Here is a 21,934-nt window from a genome sequence, read left to right on the forward strand (position 1 = left end):
CGATCGATCGTGCTGGTCAAACCCCCGTTCGGTGTTGGCGCACCGGCGGGGGTTGATTCGTTGGTGCGCACGCTACACGTCGGGAACGCATGGTGGCCAACAGTGACGATTAGTCATACATGCTGGCAGTAGCGGTAGTTGGGTGGATGGGAGGTGGTTGGTTACCCACCCATTCCACTAGGAGGTCACTCGGCCGCCGACACCTGAGCTTCGGCCGCGAAGGCGAGGAAGTCACCCCAGGCGGCGGGGGAGAAGGAGAGCTGCGGCCCGGCCTTGTCCTTGGAGTCCCGGACGTGGACGGAGTGGGGGGAGGCGGCGACCTCGACGCAGTCCCCGCCGTCGCTGTTGCTGTAGCTGGACTTGAACCAACCGAGTCCGGTGCTCATAGCTCCTCCGCCGTTCTTCTGATGAACGCTACAGACTCCTCAACGCTGAGGGCCTGCATGCGGATCATGCCATGGCGCTGCGCGAGGATGTTCACGCGTTCGGCGTCGGCGTAGAGGATCCCCGTGTACTGCCCCTCGACGTAGGCGATCTGCTCGTGATCCGGGGTCTCCAGGAGAACCATCGGCCCGTCGAGTGCCGCTCGGGCCGCACGGTCGATGGGCAGGACCTGAATTGAGATGTTGCGCAGATTGCCGACGTCGAGCATGTGATCCAGCTGGCGCTTCATGGCACCTGCACTGCCGACGATGGCTCGGAATGCGGCTTCGTAGATCACGAAGCCGTATGTCGTCGTGGGTGACTTCCTCAGCCGCTCCTGCCGTTGCATCCGACCGGCGACGCGGACTTCCACCGTCTCATCATCCAGGGGTGGGTATGCGCTGCTGATCAACTCTCGGGCGTACTCCTCGGTTTGTAGCAAGCCTGGAATCACCAGCGAGGCGTACGCGTGGAGGGCGATGGCTTCGCTCTCGGCCTGCGTGAAGCCCTTCGAGTAGGACGGGAACTTCTCCGGCTTCAGGAAGTCCTGTGCGCCCAGCAGCATGCCCCGGGCGTTGCACAGTTCATCAGCCGTCGACAGCAGCTTGAACGACGGTTTCCGCCTTCCCGCCTCCATCGATCGAACGCTCTCGATGTCGTAGTTGGCGGCCTCGCTCAACTGCTCTCGTGTCACACCGGCTTGATCGCGCCACCGCTTGATCTGATCGCCGCAGTACTTCCAAGCCATCGGCTGCTGCGCGGGCGCGCTCATCCCCGGACCCCCGTTCCCGTGCTGGTCGGCTGGCGAGACATTTCGCCGCTGTACCTCGGTTGCAACTCCCGAGGCTATGCCCGGATGTCGACTCTTGGAACGTGAATTGGCCGAACTCCGCCCCTGTGAGTGACGCCGTAAGACCCCATGCCCCCAAGGATCCTGATGATCACTCAGCCTGTCGACATCGAGTGGATGTTCCCCCGCCACCCCCGCAGTGCCGGCCGGGCGCGCGTCCAGCTGCTTCGGCAGGCCTTCCTGTGGCACGTCCCCGACGAGGCCACCGAGATCGCGATGCTCCTCCTCAGCGAACTGGTCACCAACGCCTGCCGTCACGCCCGCGCCCCGCGGGACCGCCTCGTCGGGGTCCGCTGTCTGCTGCTCGACCCGGCGCTCCTCCGGGTCGAGGTCACCGACGCCAGCGAGGACCTCCCCCAGCCCCGCCGGTCCGCCCCCGACGACGAGAGCGGCCGCGGGCTCGAACTCGTCACCGCCCTCGCCGACTCCTGGGGCGCCCACCTCCGCGGTGATGGCTACATCGGCAAGACCGTCTGGTTCCAGCTGAAGCTGTAGACGCCCGTCGGCCACTCCATTCCCTGTATGGGACAGTGAAGGCTCCGGATCGAACAGGGGTGGAAGCGTGCGGACTTCGGGAGTCCTGTCGGCCGGTCTGGCCGCCGTGGCGATGGTGGCACTGGTGGCGTGCGGTGCCGCCGAGAAGAGTCCGCCCCCGGAAGCCCCGGCAACCCCGAGCGTCACGGCCTCGCCCAGCGAGGACGCCGTGGCGCTCGAACTCGCCAAGAAGGCCCGGGAGGCGCTGCTCGGAGCCCCCTCGGTCACGCTGCTCGCCGAGCAGCCGAGCCGGACGACGAACCCGGGCTACCGCGTCTCCTTCGACCAGCAGGACAACTGTGTCGGCGAGTCCAGGGTCGAGCACGGCTCCTTCCTCTTCCGCAAGGTGGGTGAGGAGGGCTGGTCGCACCCGGACCGGGCCTGGCTGGAGTACGACTCGGACACCAGGAGCCACACCCCTCCCGAGGACCGCGAGGAGGTGTTCGCCCTGATGTCGAAGTGGCAGCCGGACGACGAGGCCGTGCTGAAGGAGTGGCGCGCGCGGTGCTCCGCCCAGTTCGTCGCCGACCTGATCCGCAGCGAGTCGCCCACCACGAAGACCCTCAAGGTCACCCGGATCGCGACCGGCACGGTCGGCGGGACCCCGGTGGTCGTGCTGCGTTCGGCGGGACTGTCCGGGATCACGAAGGTCTCGGTGGCGGCGGAGGGCACTCCCTACCCCTTGAAGGTGGAGTTCGACTCCTCCGGTCGCGAGCCGTCCGGCACCTTCACCCTCAGCGGCTACGGCGAACCGGTCCCGGCCGACCGCCCGCTTCCCGGTGAGATCTGGGTGGCACCGAAGAAGTCCGGGGAGTAGGAAGTCGGCCTGTCCGACTTCCTGCTCCCGTGCTCCTGCTCCCGTGGTGATCAGGCGATCAGGCGGTCAGCGCCGCGAGCTCCGCGTCGGCGCGCCCGGTGACCAGGGCGAGGACGCGGCCGGCGGCGGCCAGGTCCTCCTCGGGTATCCCGCCCCAGATGCGGGCGGAGACGGGTGCCGTCTGCGCGCCGACGGCGGCGAGCAGCTCGCGCCCGGCGTCCGTGGGGCGCAGGCTCGCGCCGTCCGCGACGAGCAGCTCCTTGACCAGCAGACCGTCGAGGGTGGCGTGCAGGTCGGCCGGATCGGCCTTGAGGGAGCGCTGGACCTGGGCGACGAGGTCGTCCGGCGTCTGCGGGGCCTCGGCGGTGACGGCGGCGCGCAGGGCGACCTGCTCCTGGAAGGTGAGGCCGTGCCGGGCCAGGACGTGCTCCAGGACGGCGCGGGCGGCGTAGTGGGCCAGGCCGAGCGCGCGGGCGTCGGCGAGCGGGGCGGTGCCGGTGGGTGCGGTGCCGGTGACTGTGCTGGTGGTGGCTGTGCCGGTGGTGGTCACGGTGTTGTCCCCTGAGTGCTCTCGTCGGGCGGTAGGGATGGAGCGAGAGGTACGTCGAGCAGGGCCGTCAGCTCGGCGGTGAAGGCGTGCGTCCGCGGGGCGTCCAGGCCGCCGAGCGGCTCCGTCAGCTGTTGGAGCAGCTCCTGGACCGCCGCGACGGCCTGCCGGGTGACGGCCTGGCCCTGCTCGGTGAGGGCGAGCTGTACGGCGCGGGGGTCGCGGGGGTCGCGGGTGCGCTCGATCAGGCCGGCCGACTCCAGGGCGCGCGCCAGCTTCGAGACGTACAGCGCCTCCAGCCCGGTGTGGTCGGCGAGTCGGCGTTGACTGGGCCGCTCGCCGGCGCGCTGCATGCCGTGCAGCGACGCGACCAGCGAGTACTGCGCGTGGGTGAGGCCCAGCGGGGCCAGCGCGCGGTCGACTGCGACGCGCCACTTGTTGGCGAGTCGCCATACCAGGAAGCCGGGCGTGGGACCCGGTGAACCCTTGCTCATGGTGAATACAGTACATGGCTACTATGTCCATGGCTACTATTTTTCGGGCGGGCGCCTGGCGACGGCCGGGCGTGCCACGAGGTCCCGGTGGCGCGCCGGGCTCAGCCGACGACCTCCGTGCGGCCGCAGGGGCAGCGGCCGCCGAGCTGGTAGCAGACGTGGTCCATGCAGCCGAGGCAGATCGAGATGTTCTCCAACCGCCACTGCTCGCCGTGGCAGGAGCAGAAGTCCCGCCGGCGGAGCAGGGCGTCCCAGCCGGGTGCGCCGCCGTTCGCCGCGTGGGCGCCGCGGAGGTAGGCGGTCGTCTCCTCGTCGTACCGTCCGGCTCGGCGGGCGTCCGTCAGGTGCCAGCACCACAGGGCGAAGTAGGCGCGGCCGTTCACCAGCCAGTCCGCCTCCTGGCCGGACTCCGCCCAGGCGCGGACCAGTCGGCCGAGCCGCTCCGCGAACGGCCGCGAGGTGTCGTGGAGGAGCGCATTGCCGCTCGGCGGAAGGGAGTTGTGCGCGTGATCGACAGCCATGGGGTCACCGTACCGGGCCGGTCCGGCCCGAACGCCGCCGCCGTCGGACCGGCCGTGCCCGCGCGTCCGGCCGGTCAGGCCGGTCTCGGCGCGTCCTGGGTGGCGGCCTGCTCGGACGCGGCCTTCTCGGACGCGGCGCGGGCGAGTCTGGTCCGGGCCTCCGCCCAGGGGATCGGGAGCTGCTCGACCGGGACCTCCCAGAAGGTGAAGGTGGAGGTCTTCATCGTCGACCGCAGGCTGGTCATGGTCGAGCGGTGCGGCTGGGCGCCGGCGAAGGCGTTCAGGGTCTCGCGGCTCTCCCAGGCGGAGAGCGTGTAGAAGGTGCGCTTCAGCGGCTGGGCGATCAGCGAGCCGCCGAGCGCGCCGGGGGCGGTGCGCAGCTGGCGCCAGACGGCGAGCGACTTCAGGAAGAAGCGCGGGACGTCCCTGAGCGAGTGGAGCTCGAAGCGGGAGGCCATGACGAGGGCCTCGGTGCCCGCAGTGGCCGGATTCGGGGTGGTCCAGGGGAGCGTGGGCATGGCTGATACGCCTCCGTGGCGAGGTCGGACTTACTGGGTAGTGGCACTATCTATGTTAGACAGTAGGGGTATCCAATGGCCAGTCCACAGGTCAGTCCGATTCCGAAAGCAGGGATGCCGTGCGAATCTCCGAGTTGAGCCGCCAGAGCGGGGTGCCGATCGCGACCATCAAGTACTACCTGCGGGAGGGGCTGCTCCAGCCGGGCCGTGCCACGGCCGCCACCCAGGCCGAGTACGACGAGGCGCACCTGCGCCGGCTCCGGCTGGTCCGGGCGCTGATCGGGGTCCGGGGGCTCAGCGTGAGCGCCACCAGGGAGGTGCTGGGAGCCGTCTCCGCCCACCAGGGCGAGCAGCACCAGGTGCTCGGCCTCGTCCTCGGCGCCCGGCCGGTGGGCGAGGGCGAGGAGCCGCCCGCCGTCCCCGGCGGCGCCGACGTGGACGCCCTGGTCGCCGAGCTGGGCTGGGACGTCTCGCCGCACGCCCCCGCCCGCGCCGTCCTGGCCGAGACCCTGGAGACCCTCCGCTCCCTGGGCGAGCCGATCGACTGGCACACCCTGCTGCCCTACGCCGAACTCGCCGAGCGCACCGCCGTCCTCGACCTCGACCAGATCCACCCCTCCGACGACCTGCTCGCCCAGGCCGAGCGCGCCCTGCTGCTCACCGTCCTGATGGAGCCCGCCCTGCTCGCCCTGCGCCGCCTGGCCCAGGAGAACGAGTCCGCCCGCCGCAACGCCTGAGCCCCCGGACGGAATCCCGTCCGGGGGCTCAGGCGCACGGCGTCGGCCGGGTCAGCACTCGATGACGTTGACGGCGAGGCCGCCGCGTGAGGTCTCCTTGTACTTGATCTTCATGTCGGCGCCGGTCTCCTTCATGGTCTTGATCGCCTTGTCGAGGGAGACGTGGTGGCGGCCGTCGCCGCGCAGGGCCATCCGGGCGGCGGTGACGGCCTTCACGGAGGCCATGCCGTTGCGCTCGATGCAGGGGATCTGGACCAGGCCGCCGACCGGGTCGCAGGTGAGGCCGAGGTTGTGCTCGATGCCGATCTCGGCGGCGTTCTCGACCTGCTCGGGGCTGCCGCCGAGGACCTCGGCGAGGCCGCCCGCGGCCATCGAGCAGGCGGAGCCGACCTCGCCCTGGCAGCCGACCTCGGCGCCGGAGATGGAGGCGTTCTCCTTGAAGAGCATGCCGATCGCCCCGGCGGCGAGCAGGAAGCGGACGATGCCGTCGTCGTCGGCGCCCGGGATGAAGTTCAGGTAGTAGTGCAGGACGGCGGGGATGATGCCGGCCGCGCCGTTGGTGGGGGCGGTGACCACGCGGCGGCCAGAGGCGTTCTCCTCGTTGACGGCCATCGCGTAGAGGGTGACCCACTCCATGGCGTTGGCCGGGCCGATGCCCTCCGCGCGCAGGGCGCGGGCGCCCGAGGCCGCCCGGCGGCGCACCTTCAGGCCGCCGGGGAGGATGCCCTCGCGGGACATGCCGGCCCGGACGCACTCCTGCATGACCCGCCAGATCTCCAGCAGGCCGGTCCGGATCTCCTCCTCGGAGCGCCAGGCCTTCTCGTTCTCCAGCATCAGGCCGGAGATGGACAGGCCGGTCTCCCGGCTGAGCCGCAGCAGCTCGTCGCCGGTGCGGAAGGGGTACTTCAGGGCGGTGTCGTCGGGCTTGACCCGGTCCGCGCCCAGCGCGTCCTCGTCCACCACGAAGCCGCCGCCGACCGAGTAGTAGGTCTTCTCCAGCAGCGTCGAGCCGTCGGCGCCGAACGCCCAGATGGTCATGCCGTTGGCGTGGTACGGCAGCGAGCGGCGGCGGTGCAGGATCAGCTGGGTGTCGGGGTCGAAGTCGATGGCGTGGGTGCCCAGCAGCCGCAGGCGCTTCTCGGCGGTGATCCGCTCGACGTCCACGTCGGCCTGGTCGACGTCGACCGTGCGCGGCGAGTTGTTCTCCAGGCCCAGCAGGACGGCCTTCGGGGTGCCGTGGCCGTGGCCGGTGGCGCCGAGCGAGCCGAACAGCTCGGCGCGGACGGCGGTGACCCCGGTCAGCAGGCCCTCCGACTTCAGCCGACGGGCGAACATCCGGGCGGCGCGCATCGGGCCGACGGTGTGGGAGCTCGAGGGGCCGATGCCGATGGAGAAGAGGTCGAAGACGCTGATGGCCACGGGGGACGTCCTTGTCTGGTCTCGTGGAAGGACAAGCGGGGTGGACACGGATCGGGGCACCGCGCGCACTGTCCAGTGTGCGCGGTGCCCCGGAATCCCAGGTGGCCCGGCGGGGTGAGCCCGGTCACCTGTGGCCGAACTACAGGTTCGGGTAGAGCGGGTACTTCGCGGCGAGCGCGGAGACCCGGGCCTTCAGCGCGGCGGCGACGGTCTCGTCGAAGGCCGGCTTGAGGGCCTCGGCGATGACGTCGGCGACCTCGCGGAAGTCCTCGGCCTGGAAGCCGCGGGTGGCGAGGGCCGGGGTGCCGATCCGCAGGCCGGAGGTGACCATCGGCGGGCGCGGGTCGTTCGGGATGGCGTTGCGGTTGACCGTGATGCCGACCTCGTGGAGGCGGTCCTCGGCCTGCTGGCCGTCCAGCTCGCTGTTGCGCAGGTCGACCAGGACGAGGTGGACGTCGGTGCCGCCGGACAGCACCGAGGCGCCGGCCTCGGCGACGTCGGCCTGCAGCAGGCGCTCGGCCAGGATCCGGGCGCCGTCCAGGGTGCGCTGCTGGCGCTCCTTGAACTCCTCCGAGGCGGCGACCTTGAAGGCCACGGCCTTGGCGGCGATCACGTGCTCCAGCGGGCCGCCCTGCTGGCCGGGGAAGACCGCGGAGTTGATCTTCTTGGCGTACTCGGCCTTGGCGAGGATGACGCCGCCGCGCGGGCCGCCCAGGGTCTTGTGGGTGGTGGTGGTGACCACGTCCGCGTACGGCACCGGGTTGGGGTGCAGACCGGCGGCGACCAGACCGGCGAAGTGCGCCATGTCGACCATCAGCAGGGCGCCGACCTCGTCGGCGATCCGGCGGAACGCGGCGAAGTCGAGCTGGCGCGGGTAGGCGGACCAGCCGGCGATGATCAGCTTCGGCTGGTGCTCCTTGGCGAGGCGCTCGACCTCGTCCATGTCGACCCGGTTGGTCTTCTCGTCGACGTGGTACGCGGCCACGTTGTAGAGCTTGCCGGAGAAGTTGATCTTCATGCCGTGGGTCAGGTGGCCGCCGTGGGCCAGGCTCAGGCCCAGGATGGTGTCGCCCGGCTGGATCAGCGCGAACATCGCGGCGGCGTTGGCCTGCGCGCCGGAGTGCGGCTGGACGTTGGCGTACTCGGCGCCGAACAGGGCCTTGATCCGGTCGATGGCGATCTGCTCGGCCACGTCGACGTGCTCACAGCCGCCGTAGTAGCGGCGGCCGGGGTAGCCCTCGGCGTACTTGTTGGTCAGCACCGAGCCCTGGGCCTCCATGACCGCCACCGGGGCGAAGTTCTCGGAGGCGATCATTTCCAGGGTGGTCTGCTGGCGGTGCAGCTCGGCGTCGACCGCGGCGGCGATCTCGGGGTCGAGAGCGTGCAGGGACTGGTTCAGAACCGTCATGGTGTGGTCTTCCCAGGGGAGGAGGGAGGGCGGGCCGGCGGTGCGGGGCGGCCGCCGCGCTGCGGCCGCCCCGGCGGTGGCTCAGGCCGGGTTGATGATGGCGTCGTACTCGTCGGCGCTCAGCAGCTCGTCGGTCGCCTCGACGCGCACCTTGAACAGCCAGCCGCCCTCGAAGGGGTCACTGTTGACCAGGGCGAAGTCGTCGAGCACGGCCTGGTTGGCCTCGACGACCTCACCGGTGACCGGCGAGTACAGGTCGCTGACCGACTTGGTGGACTCGAGCTCGCCACAGGTCTCACCCGCGGTCACCGTCTCGCCGACCTCGGGGAGCTGCACGTAGACGATGTCACCGAGGGCGTCGGCCGCGTGCTTGGTGATGCCGATCGTCGAGACACCGTCCTCGGCGGCGGTCAGCCACTCGTGCTCCTTGGTGTACTGCAGGTGCTGGGGGTTGCTCATGGCGTCATTCTCCAGGATGGGAAGCGGGTACGGCGAAGCGGGCCGCCGGGCGGACGGCTTCGACGATGATCTGTGGAAACGGGCGGGCCGGGAAGCACGCCCCGGCGGACGCGCCGGTCGGATCAGCGGGCGCGCTTGTAGAACGGCAGCGCCACGACCTGGACCGGCTCGTGCCGGCCGCGCACGTCCACCGCGACGGTGGTGCCCGGGGCGGCGTGCGCCGCGTCCACGTAGGCGATCGCGATCGGCTTGCCCAGGGTGGGGGAGGGCGCGCCGGAGGTGATCCGGCCGATCGGCTCGCCGTCCGCGGAGACCACGGTGTACTCGGCGCGCGGGACGCGCTTGCCCTCGGAGACCAGGCCGACCAGCACCCGCGGCGGGTTGGCCTCGGCCTCGGCGGCGGCCTTCTCCAGCGCCTTGCGGCCGATGAACGCGCCCTCGTTGGTGGTCTTGTCGAAGCGCACCACCCGGCCCAGACCCGCGTCGAACGGGGTCAGCTCGGTGGAGAGCTCGTGCCCGTACAGCGGCATGCCCGCCTCCAGGCGCAGCGTGTCGCGGCAGGACAAGCCGCAGGCGATCAGGCCGCGGTCCGAGCCGGCCTCGGTCAGCGCCGTCCAGATCTGCTCGGCGTCGCCGGGGGCGCAGAAGATCTCGAAGCCGTCCTCGCCGGTGTAGCCGGTGCGGGCCAGCAGCACCTCGCGGCCGGCCACCCGGGCCGGGAGGATCGCGTAGTACTTGAGGCCGGCCAGGTCGGCGTCGGTGGTGGCGGCCAGGATCGCGGTGGCCTCGGGGCCCTGGACCGCGACCAGCGAGTAGGTGTCGCGGTCGTCGGTGACGACGGCGTCGAAGCCCTTGGCGCGGGCGATCAGCTCGTCCAGGACCAGCTGGGCGTTGGAGGCGTTGGCGACGACCAGGAAGGCGTCCTCGCGCAGGCGGTAGACGATCAGGTCGTCCAGGATGCCGCCGTCCTCGGCGCAGATCATGGTGTAGCGGGCGCGCAGCACGCCGAGCGCGGAGACGAAGCCGACCAGCGCGTGGTCCAGCATCTCGCCGGCCTGCGGGCCGGTGATGGTGATCTCGCCCATGTGGGAGAGGTCGAACAGACCGGCCTTGGTGCGGACGGCGAGGTGCTCCTCGCGCTCGCTGCCGTAGCGCAGCGGCATGTCCCAGCCGGCGAAGTCGGTCATCGTCGCGCCGAGGGCGCGGTGCAGCGCGTCGAGCGCGGTGAGGCGGAGGGACGACATGGCCTGGAACTCCTCGGTCTGGGCACTCAGGGGTGCGCATGCCGGACCGGTCCCGCTCGGGGGCACGGCCTGCGCGCGGGCATGCGGCGGCAGGGCCTCCCCATCTGTCGTCGAACCTGAGAGCTTCACCGCCCACGTGCCCGCAGCTCTTACAGCTAACAGGACAGCATGGCGGCTTGCACCGTGGGTGGGAGCACGGCAGGGCCGTGTTCCGCTTTCCAGATGTGCCTAACCCGTGCGGTAGGGGTGCCTGAGAGATTCCGGGGAGGACTTGCTCCTTCGGCGCCGGCTGTACCGCCTCTCGGGGTACTCCGGGCTCTCCCGCGCGGGTTCGAGCGGCCGGTATGGAGTTAGGGGCCTCCGGCGGGAAACACGCGGAGACGCGCACATCATGGCACGTCTGTGCCCCGGAGGGGAGAGGGGGTGGGGCCCCACTGTCTGCCGCTCGGCTCGCCTCCGGGGCGCTCGGACCCGGCGCCGACGCTCATCGCTGCGGCACTCCCTCCTTCGTCGGTCGCTTGTCGCTCTTCGCTCTCGGCACCGGCGCGCCCCTTCGGCTCGCTCGCGGGGCGCTAGGCTGCACGCGTCGACGAGCCAGTAGGGCGGTACAGGGCGCATGGGGTACCCGGTGGAGCAGCAGCAGGGGTGGGGCGGCCCGGAGGCGGCCCCGCAGGGCGGCGGATGGCCGGCCAACGAGCTGGAGCAGGTGCTCAGTGCCGCGCTCGGCGAGCCGGGTGCGACCCCCCGGGTGTTCGAGGTGCTCGCCCGCAGCCAGGTGTGGATCCCGCTGCCGTCCGGGGCCGACCCGCAGGGCCGGGCGCTGGACCTGCCGACGATCGAGCTGGCCGGCGACCCCTACGTGCCGGTGTTCTCCTCGCAGGAGGTGTTCCTGCAGCAGGCGCCCGGGATGGCCTTCGCGGTCGCTCCGGTCTGGGAGTTCGCCCGGGGCCTGCCGCTCGGCGTGGGCATCGCGGTGAACCCCGAGGCGCCGGTCGGCATCCCGGTGCCGCCGCAGGGCGTGGCCGAGCTGCGGCGGGGCCCGCGCGAGGACCGCTGGGACGCCCAGGACGGGCCGACCGGCGGCCGGGTGGCGCTGCGCGAGCCGGTGCCGGGCGAGGACCCGGAGGCCTTCCTGGCGGTCTGCCGGGCCGAGCTGGCCGCCCTGCCCGGAGTGCTGACCGCCCGCCGCGCGCTGGCCAGCGTCGAGGGCGAGCCGACCGTGATGTTCATCGGCGTCCAGCTGGACCAGGGCGCCCCGGTCTCCCCGGCGGCCGTGAACGAGGCGCTGGGCCGGGCGCTGGGAACCGCGCCGCTGCCCGGGGGCGTCCACCTCGTACTGCTCGACCTCGCGGACGATCCCGTCGTCGAGTGGTTCCTCAACCGGGTCCAGCCGTTCTACACCCGGATGTGACGCGTCCCTCCTCACCCGCCACGGGGGAGGAGGGCCCCTTGTAGGCACGTCGGCGTGGCGGCGGTCGGTGGCGCCCCATAGGGTGCGTGCAGACACCCGCCGGGCCGGCGGCAGGTGAGAGAAGAAGAGGCGCAGCGAGGTGGGCGCATGAGTGCGGGAGCGGTAGCGGGCGGTGCACCGGGGCCCTGGGGCCAGTCCTCCGCCGGGCGCCCCGGCGCGGATCCGGGTGCGCTGGAGCGTGCCCTGCGCGAGGTCGGGCCGGAGCGCTACGAGGCGTACGAGGCGCTGCTCCAGGCGCTCGCCGCGGGCCAGGTCTGGATGCTGCTCTGGCACGGCACACCCGGCAGCCAGGACGCCCAGTACGGGAACATGGAGATCAGCGGCCACGGCTACGCGCCGGCCGTCACCTCGCCCGAGCAGCTGGCCGCGTCCGGCTGGGCGCGGGCGCACGAGGTGATCTCCGGCCGGGAGATCGCCGCCTCGCTGTACCGCACCCGCTGGGGCCTGTGGCTGAATCCGCACGCGCCGGGCGGCGGGGTCGGGGTGCCCTGGGCGGACCTGCGGCGGATCGCGGCGGGTCTGGACCGGCTGCCGGCCGGGCCGCTGAGGCTGAGTGAACCGCAGGTGCCGGCCCAGCAGTTCTTCGCGCTGCTGGAGCGGCAGGCGGGCGAGGTGCGCGCGGTCAAGGCGCTGCGCCGGGCCTGGGTGCAGCCGTCCGTGGGCGAACCGTACCTGGCCATCGGTCTTGAGCTGTACGAGAGTTCGCCCCCGACCGTGGAGGCCGTCCGGGCGCTGATGCAGCGGGCGATCGCGGTGGCCCCGGAGGGGCTGGCGGTCTCGACGGTGGCGATGGGGGACGAGTACGACCCGGTGGCGCTCTGGATGCGGGCCAACGCGCGGCCGTTCTACGACCGTGAGGCGCCCGTACAGGGCCACCCGCAGGCTCCCTACCCGCCGGTGCCGCCGCCGCCGTACGCCTCGCAGGCGGGGCCGGGCTACGGCTACGGCACCCAGCCGCCCGGCCCGGGCTGGCCGGGCCAGCAGCCGCCGCAGCAGCAGCAGCCCTGGCCGGGATATCCAGGCCGATAGGGCTGTAATCCCATCGGAGAAGCCGATCTGACGACATGTCGGATCGGCTTCCGCGTTTTTCCGGACGATTTTCCAGTCGGTACCGTCCTCCCTCTTGACATGCATGTAACAGCTGTGTGAAGAGGGATATACCGGAGATCAGGAGGTGCATGCCGACAGATCACAGTTGCGTTTCTCTCGGTTGTCAGGGCTGGCGCAAGCCAGTTCGGATGGCAGAGAGTTCTGCGCAACGCACCGCGCGTACTTGCAGCCCCACGAAGGTGAACGCGCAGGCGGACCGCTTGAGCCTCGTGACGCCCATCCCGCGCGGCCGCAGTACCCAGCACGCCGTACCCAGCACGCCGTACCGCTGTGAACAACCCGTACTCGCACCTGCACCTCCGCATCTGCACCTCCGCACGTCCGCACCAGCCGTACCGCCGAACCGGCGACCGGCACCCGTGGGCCGGCCACCGTCGGCGAGGGGACCGAACTGACCATGACCGCACCCATCAAGACCGCCGGAACCGAACCGGGGGCAGCAGCCGCCGCGATCCCGGCCAAGAAGATCGAGGGCCGTTCGCTCGGCCAGATCGCCTGGATCCGCTTCAAGCGGGACAAGGCCGCCGTCGCCGGCGGCATCGTGGTGATCCTGCTGATCGTGCTCGCCGTGCTGGCCAGGCCGATCGAGTCGCTCTTCGACCTGGACCCCGACGCACTCAACCAGGACCTGCTGGACGCCAACCTCGGCGGCCTGCCGATGGGCGACTGGGGCGGGATGAGCGCGGACCACCCGCTCGGCGTGGACCCGCTGCAGGGCCGTGACCTGCTCTCCCGGATCATCGAGGGCTCCTGGGTCTCCCTGCTCGTCGCCTTCGGCGCGACGCTGCTCTCCAACACCCTCGGCACCGTGCTCGGCGTGATGGCCGGCTACTACGGCGGCTGGGTGGACAACCTGATCAGCCGGGTGATGGACGTCTTCCTGGCGTTCCCGCTGCTGCTCTTCGCCATCGCGATCTCCGCCTCGCTGCAGGGCGGCGCCTTCGGACTGCACGGCCTCCCGCTGCACATCGGTGTGCTGATCTTCGTGATCGGCTTCTTCAACTGGCCCTACATGGGCCGGATCGTGCGCGGACAGACCCTCTCGCTGCGTGAGCGGGAGTTCGTCTACGCCGCACGCAGCCTGGGTGCCCGCGGCCCGTTCATCCTGTTCAAGGAGCTGCTGCCCAACCTGGTCGGTCCGATCCTGGTCTACTCGACCCTGCTGATCCCGACCAACATCCTCTTCGAGGCGGGCCTCTCCTTCCTCGGCGTCGGCATCCAGGCCCCGCAGGCCTCCTGGGGCGGGATGCTCAACGACGCGATCAAGTACTACCAGGTGGACCCCCAGTACATGGTGGTCCCCGGTATGGCGATCTTCCTCACGGTGCTCGCCTTCAACCTGCTCGGCGACGGGCTGCGTGACGCCCTCGATCCCAAGAGCAACTGACCTCCGGTCAGGACCCTCCGATCCGCCACCACTCCTCAAGGGGTTGATCCCACCATGCGCAGGTCCCGTACCGTCGCGCTGACCGCAGTGGCCGCCGCCACTGTCCTGGTCGTCACCGGCTGTTCGTCCAGCTCGTCCAAGAGCGGGGACAGCAACTCGTCCTCCTCCGCCGCCTCCGCCGGCGGCGCCGACGCAGCCACCAAGGGCATCGTCAACGCCTCGGACAAGAAGGGCGGGACGGTCACCTACGAGATGAAGGGCACGCCGGACTCGCTCGACCCCGGCAACACGTACTACGCGTACATCTACAACTTCTCGCGTCTGTACGGGCGTCCGCTGACCACCTTCGCGCCGGGCCCCGGCGACGAGGGCAACAAGCTGGTCCCGGACCTCGCCGAGTCGATGGGCAAGCCCAGCGCGGACGGCCTGACCTGGACGTACAAGCTGCGCGCGGGCCTGAAGTACGAGGACGGCAGCGCGATCACGTCCAAGGACGTCAAGTACGCGGTGGAGCGCTCCAACTGGGCGCCCGACGTGTTCTCCAACGGCCCGACGTACTTCAAGGAGCTGCTGGTCGACAACGAGACCCCGTACGCGGGTCCGTACAAGGACGCGACCGGCGACCTGAAGTCGATCGAGACGCCGGACGACCTGACCGTCGTCTTCCACCTGAAGCACGCCTTCGCGGACTTCGACTACCTGGTCTCCGCCCCGCAGACCGTCCCGGTCCCGAAGGACAAGGACAAGGGCGCCGACTACGTCAAGCACCCGATCGCCTCGGGCTCGTACAAGTTCGAGTCCTACGAGGACGGCAAGCAGCTCACGCTGGTGCCGAACACCAACTGGGACGCGAAGACCGACCCGATCCGCAAGCAGCTCGCGGACAAGATCCTGCTCAAGATGAACATCGAGCAGTCCACCATCGACAAGGACCTGCTGGCCGGCAACGCCCAGGTGGACCTCGTCGGCGGCGGTGTCGACCCGCAGACCCAGGCGCAGATCCTGCAGAACCCGAAGCTCAAGGCCAAGACCGACAACGCGTACGGCGGCCGCCTGGTCTACACCGCGATCGACAGCCACGTCGCGCCGTTCGACAACGTCGACTGCCGCAAGGCCGTCCAGTACGCGATCGACAAGGTCTCGGTGCAGACCGCGATCGGCGGCCCGATCCGCGGCCAGATCGCCAACTCGGTGCTCCCGGCGGACATCCCGGGCCACCAGGACACCAACCTGTACGAGACCAAGGACAACAAGGGCGACGAGGCCAAGGCCAAGGAGGCCCTCAAGGCCTGTGGCAAGCCGGAGGGCTTCTCCACCGTCCTGTCCGCCCGTACCGAGCGCGCCACCGAGATCGCCGCCGCGACCTCGATCCAGGCCGCGCTGAAGAAGGTCGGCATCAACGCCGAGATCCAGCAGTTCCCGCAGGGCAAGTACCTCTCCGACAACGTCGGCGTGCCGGCGAAGAACAAGGAGAAGAACATCGGCCTGATGATGATGCAGTGGGGCGCCGACTGGCCGACCGGCTACGGCTTCCTGCAGCAGATCGTCGACGGCCGCGCCATCAAGGAGGCCGGCAACAACAACCTGGCCTCGCTGAACGACCCCGCGATCAACAAGCTGATCGACGACGCCGCGGTCAACACCGACAAGGCGGCCCGCGAGAAGATCTACGCGGAGATCGACAAGAAGGTCATGGAGAGCGCGGTCTACGTCCCGCTGACCTACTTCAAGGTGTTCCTGTACCGCTCGGACACCGCCACCAACGTCGTTTCCACCTCGGCCTTCTCGGGCGAGTACGACTACCTGAACATCGGTACGACCAAGTAAGAGCCTGGCTCCGTATCCCTGAAGGCAGGTGAAGGCAGCGGCGCCCGCCGCCGTCCGGAAGATCCCGGACGACGGCGGGCCGCCGGAGCCGCCCAACTGTGTTTGCCTACATCCTCCGCAGGACGCTCGCGGCCGTGGTGCTGCTGCTGGTGGTCAGCGCGGTCACCTTCGCGATCTTCTTCCTGCTGCCGCGCCTGGCCGGCGAGACGACCGACCAGCTGGCCACGCAGTACATCGGGAAGAACCCGTCCCCCGAGGCGATCGCGGCGATCAAGAAGAACCTCGGCTTCGACCAGCCGATCTACGTCCAGTACGGGCGCTTCCTGAAGGCGCTGGTCAGCGGGGCCGAGTACAAGTTCGGCCCGGACGCCGCCACCTGCCACGTGCCCTGCTTCGGCTACTCCTTCAAGAACCACCTGGAGGTCTGGCCCGAGCTGACCAAGCGCATCCCGATCACGCTGTCGCTGGCCACCGGTGCCGCGGTGCTGTGGCTGGTCTCCGGCGTCGCCACCGGCGTGGTCTCCGCGCTCAAGCCGAAGTCGATCTTCGACCGGCTCTCCATGGGCATCGCGCTGGCCGGCGTCTCGCTGCCGGTCTTCTTCACCGGCGCGCTGCTGCTCACGCTCTTCAGCTACGAGTGGCCGATCCTGGACAACCTCCAGTACGTCAACTTCACCGACGACCCGCTGATGTGGGCCCGCAACCTGATCCTCCCGTGGATCTCGCTGGCCTTCCTCTACTCCGCCCTCTACGCCCGGCTCACCCGCGCCGGAATGCTGGAGACGATGAGCGAGGACTACATCCGCACCGCCCGGGCCAAGGGCCTGGTCGAACGCAAGGTGGTCGTGCGGCACGGGCTGCGCTCCGCGCTCACCCCGGTCGTCACCATCTTCGGCATGGACCTCGGCCTGCTGCTCGGCGGCGCCCTGATCACCGAACAGGTGTTCTCGCTCCAGGGTGTCGGCGCCTTCGCGGTCTCCGCGATCGCCGACAACGACCTGCCGAAGATCCTCGGCGTCACCCTGCTCGCCGCCTGCTTCATCGTCGTCTGCAACCTCGTGGTCGACCTCCTGTACGCCGCTGTCGACCCCCGGGTGAGGCTGTCGTGACCGAGCTCCAGAAGACCCCGGCGCCCGTGGCCGCCCCGGCGGGGGACCCGTTCCTCTCCGTACGGGACCTGCGGATCCACTTCGACACCGACGACGGCCTGGTCCGCTCGGTCGACGGGGTCAGCTTCGACCTGCACAAGGGCAGGACGCTCGGCATCGTCGGCGAGTCCGGCTCCGGCAAGTCCGTCACCTCGCTCGGCATCATGGGCCTGCACCGCTCCAAGCGGGCCCGGATCAGCGGCGAGATCCACCTGGACGGCGAGGAGCTCATCGCGGCCGGCCCCGAGCGGGTCCGGCAACTGCGCGGCCGCCAGCTGGCGATGATCTTCCAGGACCCGCTCACCGCGATGCACCCGTACTACTCCGTCGGGGCGCAGATCGTCGAGGCCTACCGGGTGCACCACCCGCAGGCCACCAAGAAGCAGGCCCGGGCCCGCGCGATCGAGATGCTCGACCGGGTCGGCATCCCGCAGCCCGACCGCCGGGTCGACGACTACCCGCACCAGTTCTCCGGCGGCATGCGCCAGCGCGCCATGATCGCCATGGCGCTGGTCAACGACCCCTCGCTGCTGATCGCCGACGAGCCCACCACCGCGCTGGACGTCACCGTCCAGGCGCAGATCCTGGACCTCATCCGCGACCTCCAGCAGGAGTTCGGCTCGGCCGTCATCATCATCACCCACGACCTCGGGGTGGTCGCCGAGCTCGCCGACGACATCCTCGTCATGTACGGCGGCAAGTGCATCGAGCGCGGGCCCGCCGAGACCCTCTTCGACGCGCCCGAACACCCCTACACCTGGGGCCTGCTGGGCTCGATGCCGCGCCTCGACCGGGAGCTCCAGGACCGGCTGCTGCCGGTCAAGGGCACCCCGCCCAGCCTGATCAACGTGCCGTCCGGCTGCGCCTTCCACCCGCGCTGCCCGTACGCCGAGCTGACCGGCGGGCGCTCGACCAGCGACGTCCCCGTCCTGACCGAGGCCGCCCCCGGGCACCACGCGGCGTGCCACCTCGCCGCCGCCGACCGGCACCGCATCTTCACCGAAGAGATCGCGCCCCGGCTGTGAGCCCGGTTTCGTACCACCATTCTGGAGAGAACCGATGACGGACACTCAGGCGGCGGCCCCCCAGCCCATGAAGAAGGTGCCCGCGCCGGCACCCGCCCCCGACCGCGAGCCGCTGCTCCGGGTGACCGGTCTGACCCGGCACTTCCCGATCCGCAGCGGACTGCTGCGGCGCCAGAGCGGCGCGGTCCGGGCGGTCGACGGCATCGACTTCACGGTCAACCCCGGGGAGACCCTGGGCGTCGTCGGCGAGTCCGGCTGCGGCAAGTCGACCATGGGCCGACTGGTCACCCGGCTCGACGAGCCGACCGGCGGGAGGATCGAGTTCGAGGGCACCGACATCACCCACCTGGGCGCCGGTGCGATGCGGCCGCTGCGCCGCGACATCCAGATGATCTTCCAGGACCCGTACTCCTCGCTGAACCCGCGGCACACCGTGGGCACCATCGTCGGGGCGCCGTTCCGGCTGCAGAAGGTGAAGACCGAGGGCGGCGTGAAGAAGGCCGTCCAGGAGCTGCTGGAGCTGTGCGGGCTCAGCCCCGAGCACTACAACCGCTACCCGCACGAGTTCTCCGGCGGCCAGCGCCAGCGCATCGGCATCGCCCGGGCGCTCGCCCTGCGGCCCAAGATGATCGTCGCGGACGAGCCGGTCTCGGCCCTGGACGTCTCCATCCAGGCGCAGGTGGTCAACCTGCTCGACGACCTCCAGCGCGAGCTGGGCCTCACCTACCTGATCATCGCGCACGACCTCTCGGTGGTCCGGCACGTCTCCGACCGGGTCGCGGTGATGTACCTCGGCAAGATCGTCGAGATCGCCGACCGGGACTCGCTCTACACGACGCCGATGCACCCGTACACCAACGCCCTGATGTCCGCGGTGCCGGTGCCCGACCCGCGCCGCAAGCAGCGGCTGCAGCGCGAGCGGATCCTGCTCAAGGGCGACGTGCCGTCCCCGATCAACCCGCCCAGCGGCTGCCGCTTCCGCACCCGCTGCTGGAAGGCCCAGGACGTCTGCGCGAGCCAGGAGCCGCCGCTGACCGCCCTGAAGAGCGGCCACCAGGTGGCCTGCCACTTCCCGGAGAACGCGCCGCAGGGCGCGCCCGGGGACGGGAAGCCGCTCGCGGCGGTGTGACGGCGGGGTGGCGGCGGTGTGGTGCTCCCGCGGCCCGGGGTGGCGGTCGTGCGACCCCGGGTGACGCCAGGTGACTGTGGGTGGCGTGACGTGACGTCCGCGTGACGCAGGCGGAGGGGAGGGTTCCGCGGGGTCCATAGTTGTCCGGTGACCTCGCAGATCTTCCCCTCCGACGTGCAGCAGACCCTGGACCTGGTCGGAATCTTCGTCTTCGCCCTCTCCGGGGGGCTGCTCGCCGTGCGCAAGAACATGGACATCTTCGGCATCTGCGTGCTGGCCGAGGTGACCGCGCTGGGCGGCGGGGTGATGCGCGACCTGGTCATCGGGGCCACGCCGGTGGCGGCCTTCAGCAACCTCGGCTACTTCAGCACGCCGCTGGTGGCCGGCCTGGTGGTCTTCTTCCTGCACCCGGAGGTCGAGCGGATCAACCGCGCCGTGCAGACCCTCGACGCACTCGGCCTCGGCCTCTTCTGCGTCACCGGCACGGCGAAGGCCCACGACTACGGGCTCGGCGCGGTCTCCTCGGTGGCGCTCGGCATGGTGACGGCGGCCGGCGGCGGCGTGATGCGCGACGTGCTGGCCGGCGAGATCCCCTCGCTGCTGCGCTGGGACCGGGAGATCTACGCGGTACCCGCCCTGGTCGGCTCGGCCCTGGTGGCCCTGCTCATCGGCCTGGACCACCTGACCGCCGTCACCGGGACAGCGGCAGCGCTGACCGCCTTCGTGCTGCGGATGCTCGCCCTCAAGTACGGCTGGCGCGCGCCGCGGGCCTGGCACCGCAACGGTTCTCGCACCAGCGAGGAGTAGGCGAGCCGCCGTACGCCAGCGAGACCGCCTCGGCGGTGCAGAGCAGCTCCGGCAGCAGCCGGGCCAGCTCGACCGGGGCCACCCGGTCCGCCGGGGCGCTGATCGCGCAGGCCGCGATGGTCCGCCCGCCGCTGCCCGCCACCGGGGCCGCCACGCAGGTCACCGCCTCCCGGTGCTCGGCCGACTCGGCCGCCCAGCCCTGGCGGCGGACGGCCGCCAGCTCCGCGCTCAGGGCCTCCGGGCCGGCCTCCCCGTCCGGCAGGCCGGCCAGCAGCACCCGGCCGATCGCGGTACCCGTCGCCGGGGCGCGCCGCCCGATCCGGGACGGCCGGGCGGGCGAACCCCGGCCGGCCAGCTCGTCCAGGTACAGCACCTCGCCGTCCTGCAGCACGGCCAGCTGCACGGTGTGGCCGCAGCGCTCGCTGAGCGAGGCCAGGTAGGGCGCCGCGACCTGGCGGACGTCGATCTCCTCCAGCGCCCGGTGGGCGAGCGAGAGCAGCCGGCCGCCGAGCCGGTAGCGCCGGTCGGACTGCCGGTGGACGAAACCGTGCTCCTCCAGCGTGCGCAGCAGCCGCAGCGCCGTGGACTTGTGCACACCGATCCGGGTCGCCGCCTGTTCCAGCGTGACCGGGCCGTCGCCGAGCGAGCCGAGGATGGTGAGTGCGCGGTCGACCGACTGCGACATTCCGCCCCCAGTCCTGTCCTCTGCGGCCGATTTGCGGTGGGGCGTCAGGCTAACCGCTTCCCCGGGCGGCAGGCCAACGGCGGGGTGCCTCCCGGCCAACGGCGCGTTGCAGTCGGTGCAATGGCCGGATCGGTGCGATGGCCGTGGCTCCCGTCGGCGGCCCTCTACAATCGGATGGTTATGCCATACCTGGACCATGCGGCGACCACGCCGATGCTGCCCGAGGCGATCGCCGCGATGACGGCGCACCTCGGGGTCGTCGGCAACGCCTCCTCCCTGCACGCGTCCGGCCGCCGGGCCCGCCGGGTGGTCGAGGAGTCCCGCGAGTCACTGGCCGACTCGCTGGGCGCCCGACCCAGCGAGATCGTCCTCACCGGCGGCGGCACCGAGTCCGACAACCTCGCCGTCAAGGGCCTGTACTGGGCCCGGCGCGACGCCGATCCGGCCCGGACCAGGGTGCTGTGCAGCCCGGTCGAGCACCACGCGGTGCTGGACGCGGTGCACTGGCTCTCCGAGCACGAGGGCGCCACGGTCGAGTACCTGCCGGTCGACGGCCTCGGCCGGGTGCACCCGGCGGCGCTGCGCGAAGCCGTCGAACGGGACCCGTCCACGGTCGCGCTGGTCACCGTGATGTGGGCCAACAACGAGGTCGGAACGGTCCAGCCGGTCGTCGAACTCGCCGCCGTGGCCGCCGAGTACGGCATCCCGATGCACGCCGACGCGGTGCAGGCGCTCGGTCAGGTGCCGGTCTCCTTCGCCGAGTCGGGGCTCACCGCACTCACCGTCACCGGGCACAAGATCGGCGGCCCCTACGGCATCGGCGCCCTGCTGCTGTCCCGCGGCGCCACCCCCGTCCCACTGCTGCACGGCGGCGGCCAGGAGCGCGACGTGCGCTCCGGCACCCTGGACGCACCCGCCGCCGCGGGCTTCGCGGCCGCCGCGGCGCTCGCCGTCGAGCGGCGGGCCGAGCACGCCGCCGGGTCGGGGCTGCTGCGCGACGAGCTGGTCGCCTCGGTGCTGGCCGCCGTCCCCGACGCGGTGCTCAACGGGGACCCGGCGCCCGGGGGCCGGCTGCCCGCCAACGCGCACTTCTCCTTCCCCGGCTGCGAGGGCGACGCGCTGCTCATGCTGCTCGACGCCCAGGGCATCGAGTGCTCCACCGGCTCGGCCTGCTCGGCCGGGGTGCCGCAGCCCAGCCACGTGCTGCTGGCGATGGGCGTCGACCCGCTGCTGGCCCGTGCCTCGCTGCGGTTCTCGCTCGGCCACACCTCCACCCGGGAGGACGTCGCGGCGCTCGCCGCGGCCATCGAGCCGGCCGTCCAGCGGGCCCGCAGGGCCGGCCTCGCGGCAGCCGCCCGCGCCCGGTAAACCCGG

23 protein-coding genes and 1 riboswitch are annotated in these 21,934 nt (G+C 71.2%); of the genes, 12 read left to right on the forward strand and 11 right to left on the reverse strand.

Translation table 11 applies throughout. The features are described 5' to 3' along the window. Window positions 1-185: 185 nt before the first annotated feature. Both ACFVVX_RS14785 and ACFVVX_RS14790 read right to left on the reverse strand, forming a co-directional pair. The gene (locus ACFVVX_RS14785) at window positions 186-386 is read right to left on the reverse strand and encodes a DUF397 domain-containing protein (RefSeq protein WP_387945292.1); all 201 of its coding nucleotides are present in this window, start codon (window positions 384-386) and stop codon (window positions 186-188) included. Then, a complete protein-coding gene (locus ACFVVX_RS14790) occupies window positions 383-1,195 on the reverse strand; it encodes a helix-turn-helix transcriptional regulator (RefSeq protein ID WP_387945294.1) in 813 nt (270 codons plus the stop codon). The genes ACFVVX_RS14785 and ACFVVX_RS14790 overlap by 4 nt, the downstream gene beginning before the upstream one ends. A 165-nt stretch (window positions 1,196-1,360) precedes the next feature. Between ACFVVX_RS14790 and ACFVVX_RS14795 the strand changes: the two genes are divergently transcribed. Further along, a complete protein-coding gene (locus ACFVVX_RS14795) occupies window positions 1,361-1,768 on the forward strand; it encodes an ATP-binding protein (protein WP_387945296.1) in 408 nt (135 codons plus the stop codon). A 67-nt stretch (window positions 1,769-1,835) separates the two neighbouring features. After that, window positions 1,836-2,624, forward strand: a complete 789-nt coding sequence (locus tag ACFVVX_RS14800; RefSeq protein ID WP_387945298.1) for a hypothetical protein — start codon at window positions 1,836-1,838, stop codon at window positions 2,622-2,624. A gap of 58 nt (window positions 2,625-2,682) precedes the next feature. Here ACFVVX_RS14800 and ACFVVX_RS14805 read toward each other — a convergent pair whose 3' ends face one another. The 4 genes from ACFVVX_RS14805 to ACFVVX_RS14820 all read right to left on the reverse strand — a co-directional run bounded on the left by ACFVVX_RS14805 (window position 2,683) and on the right by ACFVVX_RS14820 (window position 4,704). Further along, window positions 2,683-3,174, reverse strand: coding sequence for a MarR family transcriptional regulator (locus ACFVVX_RS14805; protein WP_387945300.1), 492 nt, complete (start codon window positions 3,172-3,174; stop codon window positions 2,683-2,685). Beyond that, window positions 3,171-3,665 carry a MarR family winged helix-turn-helix transcriptional regulator gene (locus ACFVVX_RS14810; RefSeq protein ID WP_387945302.1) on the reverse strand — a complete coding sequence of 165 codons (495 nt, stop codon included), beginning with the start codon at window positions 3,663-3,665 and terminating at the stop codon, window positions 3,171-3,173. Before ACFVVX_RS14810 ends, ACFVVX_RS14805 begins: the two co-directional genes overlap by 4 nt. A 101-nt stretch (window positions 3,666-3,766) precedes the next feature. Continuing rightward, window positions 3,767-4,186, reverse strand: a complete 420-nt coding sequence (locus ACFVVX_RS14815; RefSeq protein ID WP_387945304.1) for a hypothetical protein — start codon at window positions 4,184-4,186, stop codon at window positions 3,767-3,769. 74 nt (window positions 4,187-4,260) lie between these two features. Beyond that, window positions 4,261-4,704: a DUF3291 domain-containing protein gene (locus ACFVVX_RS14820; protein ID WP_387945306.1), complete on the reverse strand. Its 444-nt coding sequence runs from the start codon at window positions 4,702-4,704 to the stop codon at window positions 4,261-4,263. A gap of 119 nt (window positions 4,705-4,823) precedes the next feature. Here ACFVVX_RS14820 and ACFVVX_RS14825 point away from each other — a divergent pair, with 119 nt between their 5' ends. Beyond that, on the forward strand, window positions 4,824-5,441 hold the full coding sequence (locus ACFVVX_RS14825; RefSeq protein WP_387945308.1) for a MerR family transcriptional regulator: 618 nt from the start codon (window positions 4,824-4,826) through the stop codon (window positions 5,439-5,441). Window positions 5,442-5,492: 51 nt separating this feature from the next. On the opposite strand, the gene ACFVVX_RS14830 is transcribed toward ACFVVX_RS14825, so the two are convergent. From ACFVVX_RS14830 to gcvT, 4 genes are all read right to left on the reverse strand, one after another. Continuing rightward, window positions 5,493-6,860 (reverse strand): L-serine ammonia-lyase, encoded by a 1,368-nt coding sequence (locus tag ACFVVX_RS14830; protein WP_387945310.1) that lies wholly within the window; start codon window positions 6,858-6,860, stop codon window positions 5,493-5,495. 139 nt (window positions 6,861-6,999) lie between these two features. Further along, window positions 7,000-8,268, reverse strand: coding sequence for a serine hydroxymethyltransferase (glyA, locus tag ACFVVX_RS14835; RefSeq protein ID WP_387945312.1), 1,269 nt, complete (start codon window positions 8,266-8,268; stop codon window positions 7,000-7,002). A gap of 81 nt (window positions 8,269-8,349) precedes the next feature. Next, window positions 8,350-8,727, reverse strand: coding sequence for a glycine cleavage system protein GcvH (gcvH, locus tag ACFVVX_RS14840; RefSeq protein ID WP_387945314.1), 378 nt, complete (start codon window positions 8,725-8,727; stop codon window positions 8,350-8,352). Between the two features lie 122 nt (window positions 8,728-8,849). Continuing rightward, window positions 8,850-9,971 carry a glycine cleavage system aminomethyltransferase GcvT gene (gene gcvT / locus ACFVVX_RS14845; RefSeq protein ID WP_387945316.1) on the reverse strand — a complete coding sequence of 374 codons (1,122 nt, stop codon included), beginning with the start codon at window positions 9,969-9,971 and terminating at the stop codon, window positions 8,850-8,852. Between the two features lie 228 nt (window positions 9,972-10,199). Continuing rightward, window positions 10,200-10,305: riboswitch (glycine riboswitch) on the reverse strand. Between the two features lie 294 nt (window positions 10,306-10,599). Between gcvT and ACFVVX_RS14850 the strand changes: the two genes are divergently transcribed. The 8 genes from ACFVVX_RS14850 to ACFVVX_RS14885 all read left to right on the forward strand — a co-directional run bounded on the left by ACFVVX_RS14850 (window position 10,600) and on the right by ACFVVX_RS14885 (window position 19,875). Continuing rightward, window positions 10,600-11,382 carry an enhanced serine sensitivity protein SseB gene (locus tag ACFVVX_RS14850; protein ID WP_387945318.1) on the forward strand — a complete coding sequence of 261 codons (783 nt, stop codon included), beginning with the start codon at window positions 10,600-10,602 and terminating at the stop codon, window positions 11,380-11,382. A gap of 147 nt (window positions 11,383-11,529) precedes the next feature. Further along, entirely contained in the window at window positions 11,530-12,471 is a 942-nt protein-coding gene (locus ACFVVX_RS14855) for an enhanced serine sensitivity protein SseB C-terminal domain-containing protein (protein WP_387945320.1), read from the forward strand. A gap of 478 nt (window positions 12,472-12,949) precedes the next feature. Further along, the gene (locus ACFVVX_RS14860) at window positions 12,950-13,939 is read left to right on the forward strand and encodes an ABC transporter permease (RefSeq protein ID WP_387945322.1); all 990 of its coding nucleotides are present in this window, start codon (window positions 12,950-12,952) and stop codon (window positions 13,937-13,939) included. A gap of 54 nt (window positions 13,940-13,993) precedes the next feature. Further along, on the forward strand, window positions 13,994-15,766 hold the full coding sequence (locus tag ACFVVX_RS14865; RefSeq protein WP_387945324.1) for an ABC transporter substrate-binding protein: 1,773 nt from the start codon (window positions 13,994-13,996) through the stop codon (window positions 15,764-15,766). A gap of 98 nt (window positions 15,767-15,864) precedes the next feature. After that, complete coding sequence (locus tag ACFVVX_RS14870; protein WP_387945326.1) at window positions 15,865-16,875, forward strand: ABC transporter permease; 1,011 nt, start codon at window positions 15,865-15,867, stop codon at window positions 16,873-16,875. Then, window positions 16,872-17,939: an ABC transporter ATP-binding protein gene (locus ACFVVX_RS14875; protein WP_387945328.1), complete on the forward strand. Its 1,068-nt coding sequence runs from the start codon at window positions 16,872-16,874 to the stop codon at window positions 17,937-17,939. Before ACFVVX_RS14870 ends, ACFVVX_RS14875 begins: the two co-directional genes overlap by 4 nt. Window positions 17,940-17,973: 34 nt before the next feature. Further along, the gene (locus ACFVVX_RS14880) at window positions 17,974-19,068 is read left to right on the forward strand and encodes an ABC transporter ATP-binding protein (protein WP_387945330.1); all 1,095 of its coding nucleotides are present in this window, start codon (window positions 17,974-17,976) and stop codon (window positions 19,066-19,068) included. Window positions 19,069-19,215: 147 nt separating this feature from the next. Further along, window positions 19,216-19,875 carry a trimeric intracellular cation channel family protein gene (locus ACFVVX_RS14885; protein WP_387945332.1) on the forward strand — a complete coding sequence of 220 codons (660 nt, stop codon included), beginning with the start codon at window positions 19,216-19,218 and terminating at the stop codon, window positions 19,873-19,875. Here ACFVVX_RS14885 and ACFVVX_RS14890 read toward each other — a convergent pair. Then, window positions 19,811-20,560, reverse strand: coding sequence for an IclR family transcriptional regulator (locus ACFVVX_RS14890; protein ID WP_387945334.1), 750 nt, complete (start codon window positions 20,558-20,560; stop codon window positions 19,811-19,813). The genes ACFVVX_RS14885 and ACFVVX_RS14890 overlap by 65 nt on opposite strands. Window positions 20,561-20,740: 180 nt before the next feature. Between ACFVVX_RS14890 and ACFVVX_RS14895 the strand changes: the two genes are divergently transcribed. After that, window positions 20,741-21,928 (forward strand): cysteine desulfurase family protein, encoded by a 1,188-nt coding sequence (locus ACFVVX_RS14895; protein WP_387945336.1) that lies wholly within the window; start codon window positions 20,741-20,743, stop codon window positions 21,926-21,928. Window positions 21,929-21,934: the final 6 nt, after the last annotated feature.

The organism is Kitasatospora sp. NPDC058170 (genome assembly GCF_042883905.1).
Classification (GTDB): domain Bacteria; phylum Actinomycetota; class Actinomycetes; order Streptomycetales; family Streptomycetaceae; genus Kitasatospora.

Bases quoted from the DNA above. Each gene is read 5' to 3' on its own strand.
- ACFVVX_RS14790 (WP_387945294.1), bottom strand. From the start codon at position 1,195: ATGAGCGCGCCCGCGCAGCAGCCGATGGCTTGGAAGTACTGCGGCGAT.
- ACFVVX_RS14890 (WP_387945334.1), bottom strand. From the start codon at position 20,560: ATGTCGCAGTCGGTCGACCGCGCACTCACCATCCTCGGCTCGCTCGGC.
- ACFVVX_RS14880 (WP_387945330.1), top strand. From the start codon at position 17,974: ATGACGGACACTCAGGCGGCGGCCCCCCAGCCCATGAAGAAGGTGCCC.
- ACFVVX_RS14795 (WP_387945296.1), top strand. From the start codon at position 1,361: ATGATCACTCAGCCTGTCGACATCGAGTGGATGTTCCCCCGCCACCCC.
- ACFVVX_RS14860 (WP_387945322.1), top strand. From the start codon at position 12,950: ATGACCGCACCCATCAAGACCGCCGGAACCGAACCGGGGGCAGCAGCC.
- gcvH (WP_387945314.1), bottom strand. From the start codon at position 8,727: ATGAGCAACCCCCAGCACCTGCAGTACACCAAGGAGCACGAGTGGCTG.
- ACFVVX_RS14855 (WP_387945320.1), top strand. From the start codon at position 11,530: ATGAGTGCGGGAGCGGTAGCGGGCGGTGCACCGGGGCCCTGGGGCCAG.
- ACFVVX_RS14820 (WP_387945306.1), bottom strand. From the start codon at position 4,704: ATGCCCACGCTCCCCTGGACCACCCCGAATCCGGCCACTGCGGGCACC.
- ACFVVX_RS14865 (WP_387945324.1), top strand. From the start codon at position 13,994: ATGCGCAGGTCCCGTACCGTCGCGCTGACCGCAGTGGCCGCCGCCACT.
- gcvT (WP_387945316.1), bottom strand. From the start codon at position 9,971: ATGTCGTCCCTCCGCCTCACCGCGCTCGACGCGCTGCACCGCGCCCTC.
- glyA (WP_387945312.1), bottom strand. From the start codon at position 8,268: ATGACGGTTCTGAACCAGTCCCTGCACGCTCTCGACCCCGAGATCGCC.
- ACFVVX_RS14785 (WP_387945292.1), bottom strand. From the start codon at position 386: ATGAGCACCGGACTCGGTTGGTTCAAGTCCAGCTACAGCAACAGCGAC.
- ACFVVX_RS14810 (WP_387945302.1), bottom strand. From the start codon at position 3,665: ATGAGCAAGGGTTCACCGGGTCCCACGCCCGGCTTCCTGGTATGGCGA.
- ACFVVX_RS14895 (WP_387945336.1), top strand. From the start codon at position 20,741: ATGCCATACCTGGACCATGCGGCGACCACGCCGATGCTGCCCGAGGCG.
- ACFVVX_RS14815 (WP_387945304.1), bottom strand. From the start codon at position 4,186: ATGGCTGTCGATCACGCGCACAACTCCCTTCCGCCGAGCGGCAATGCG.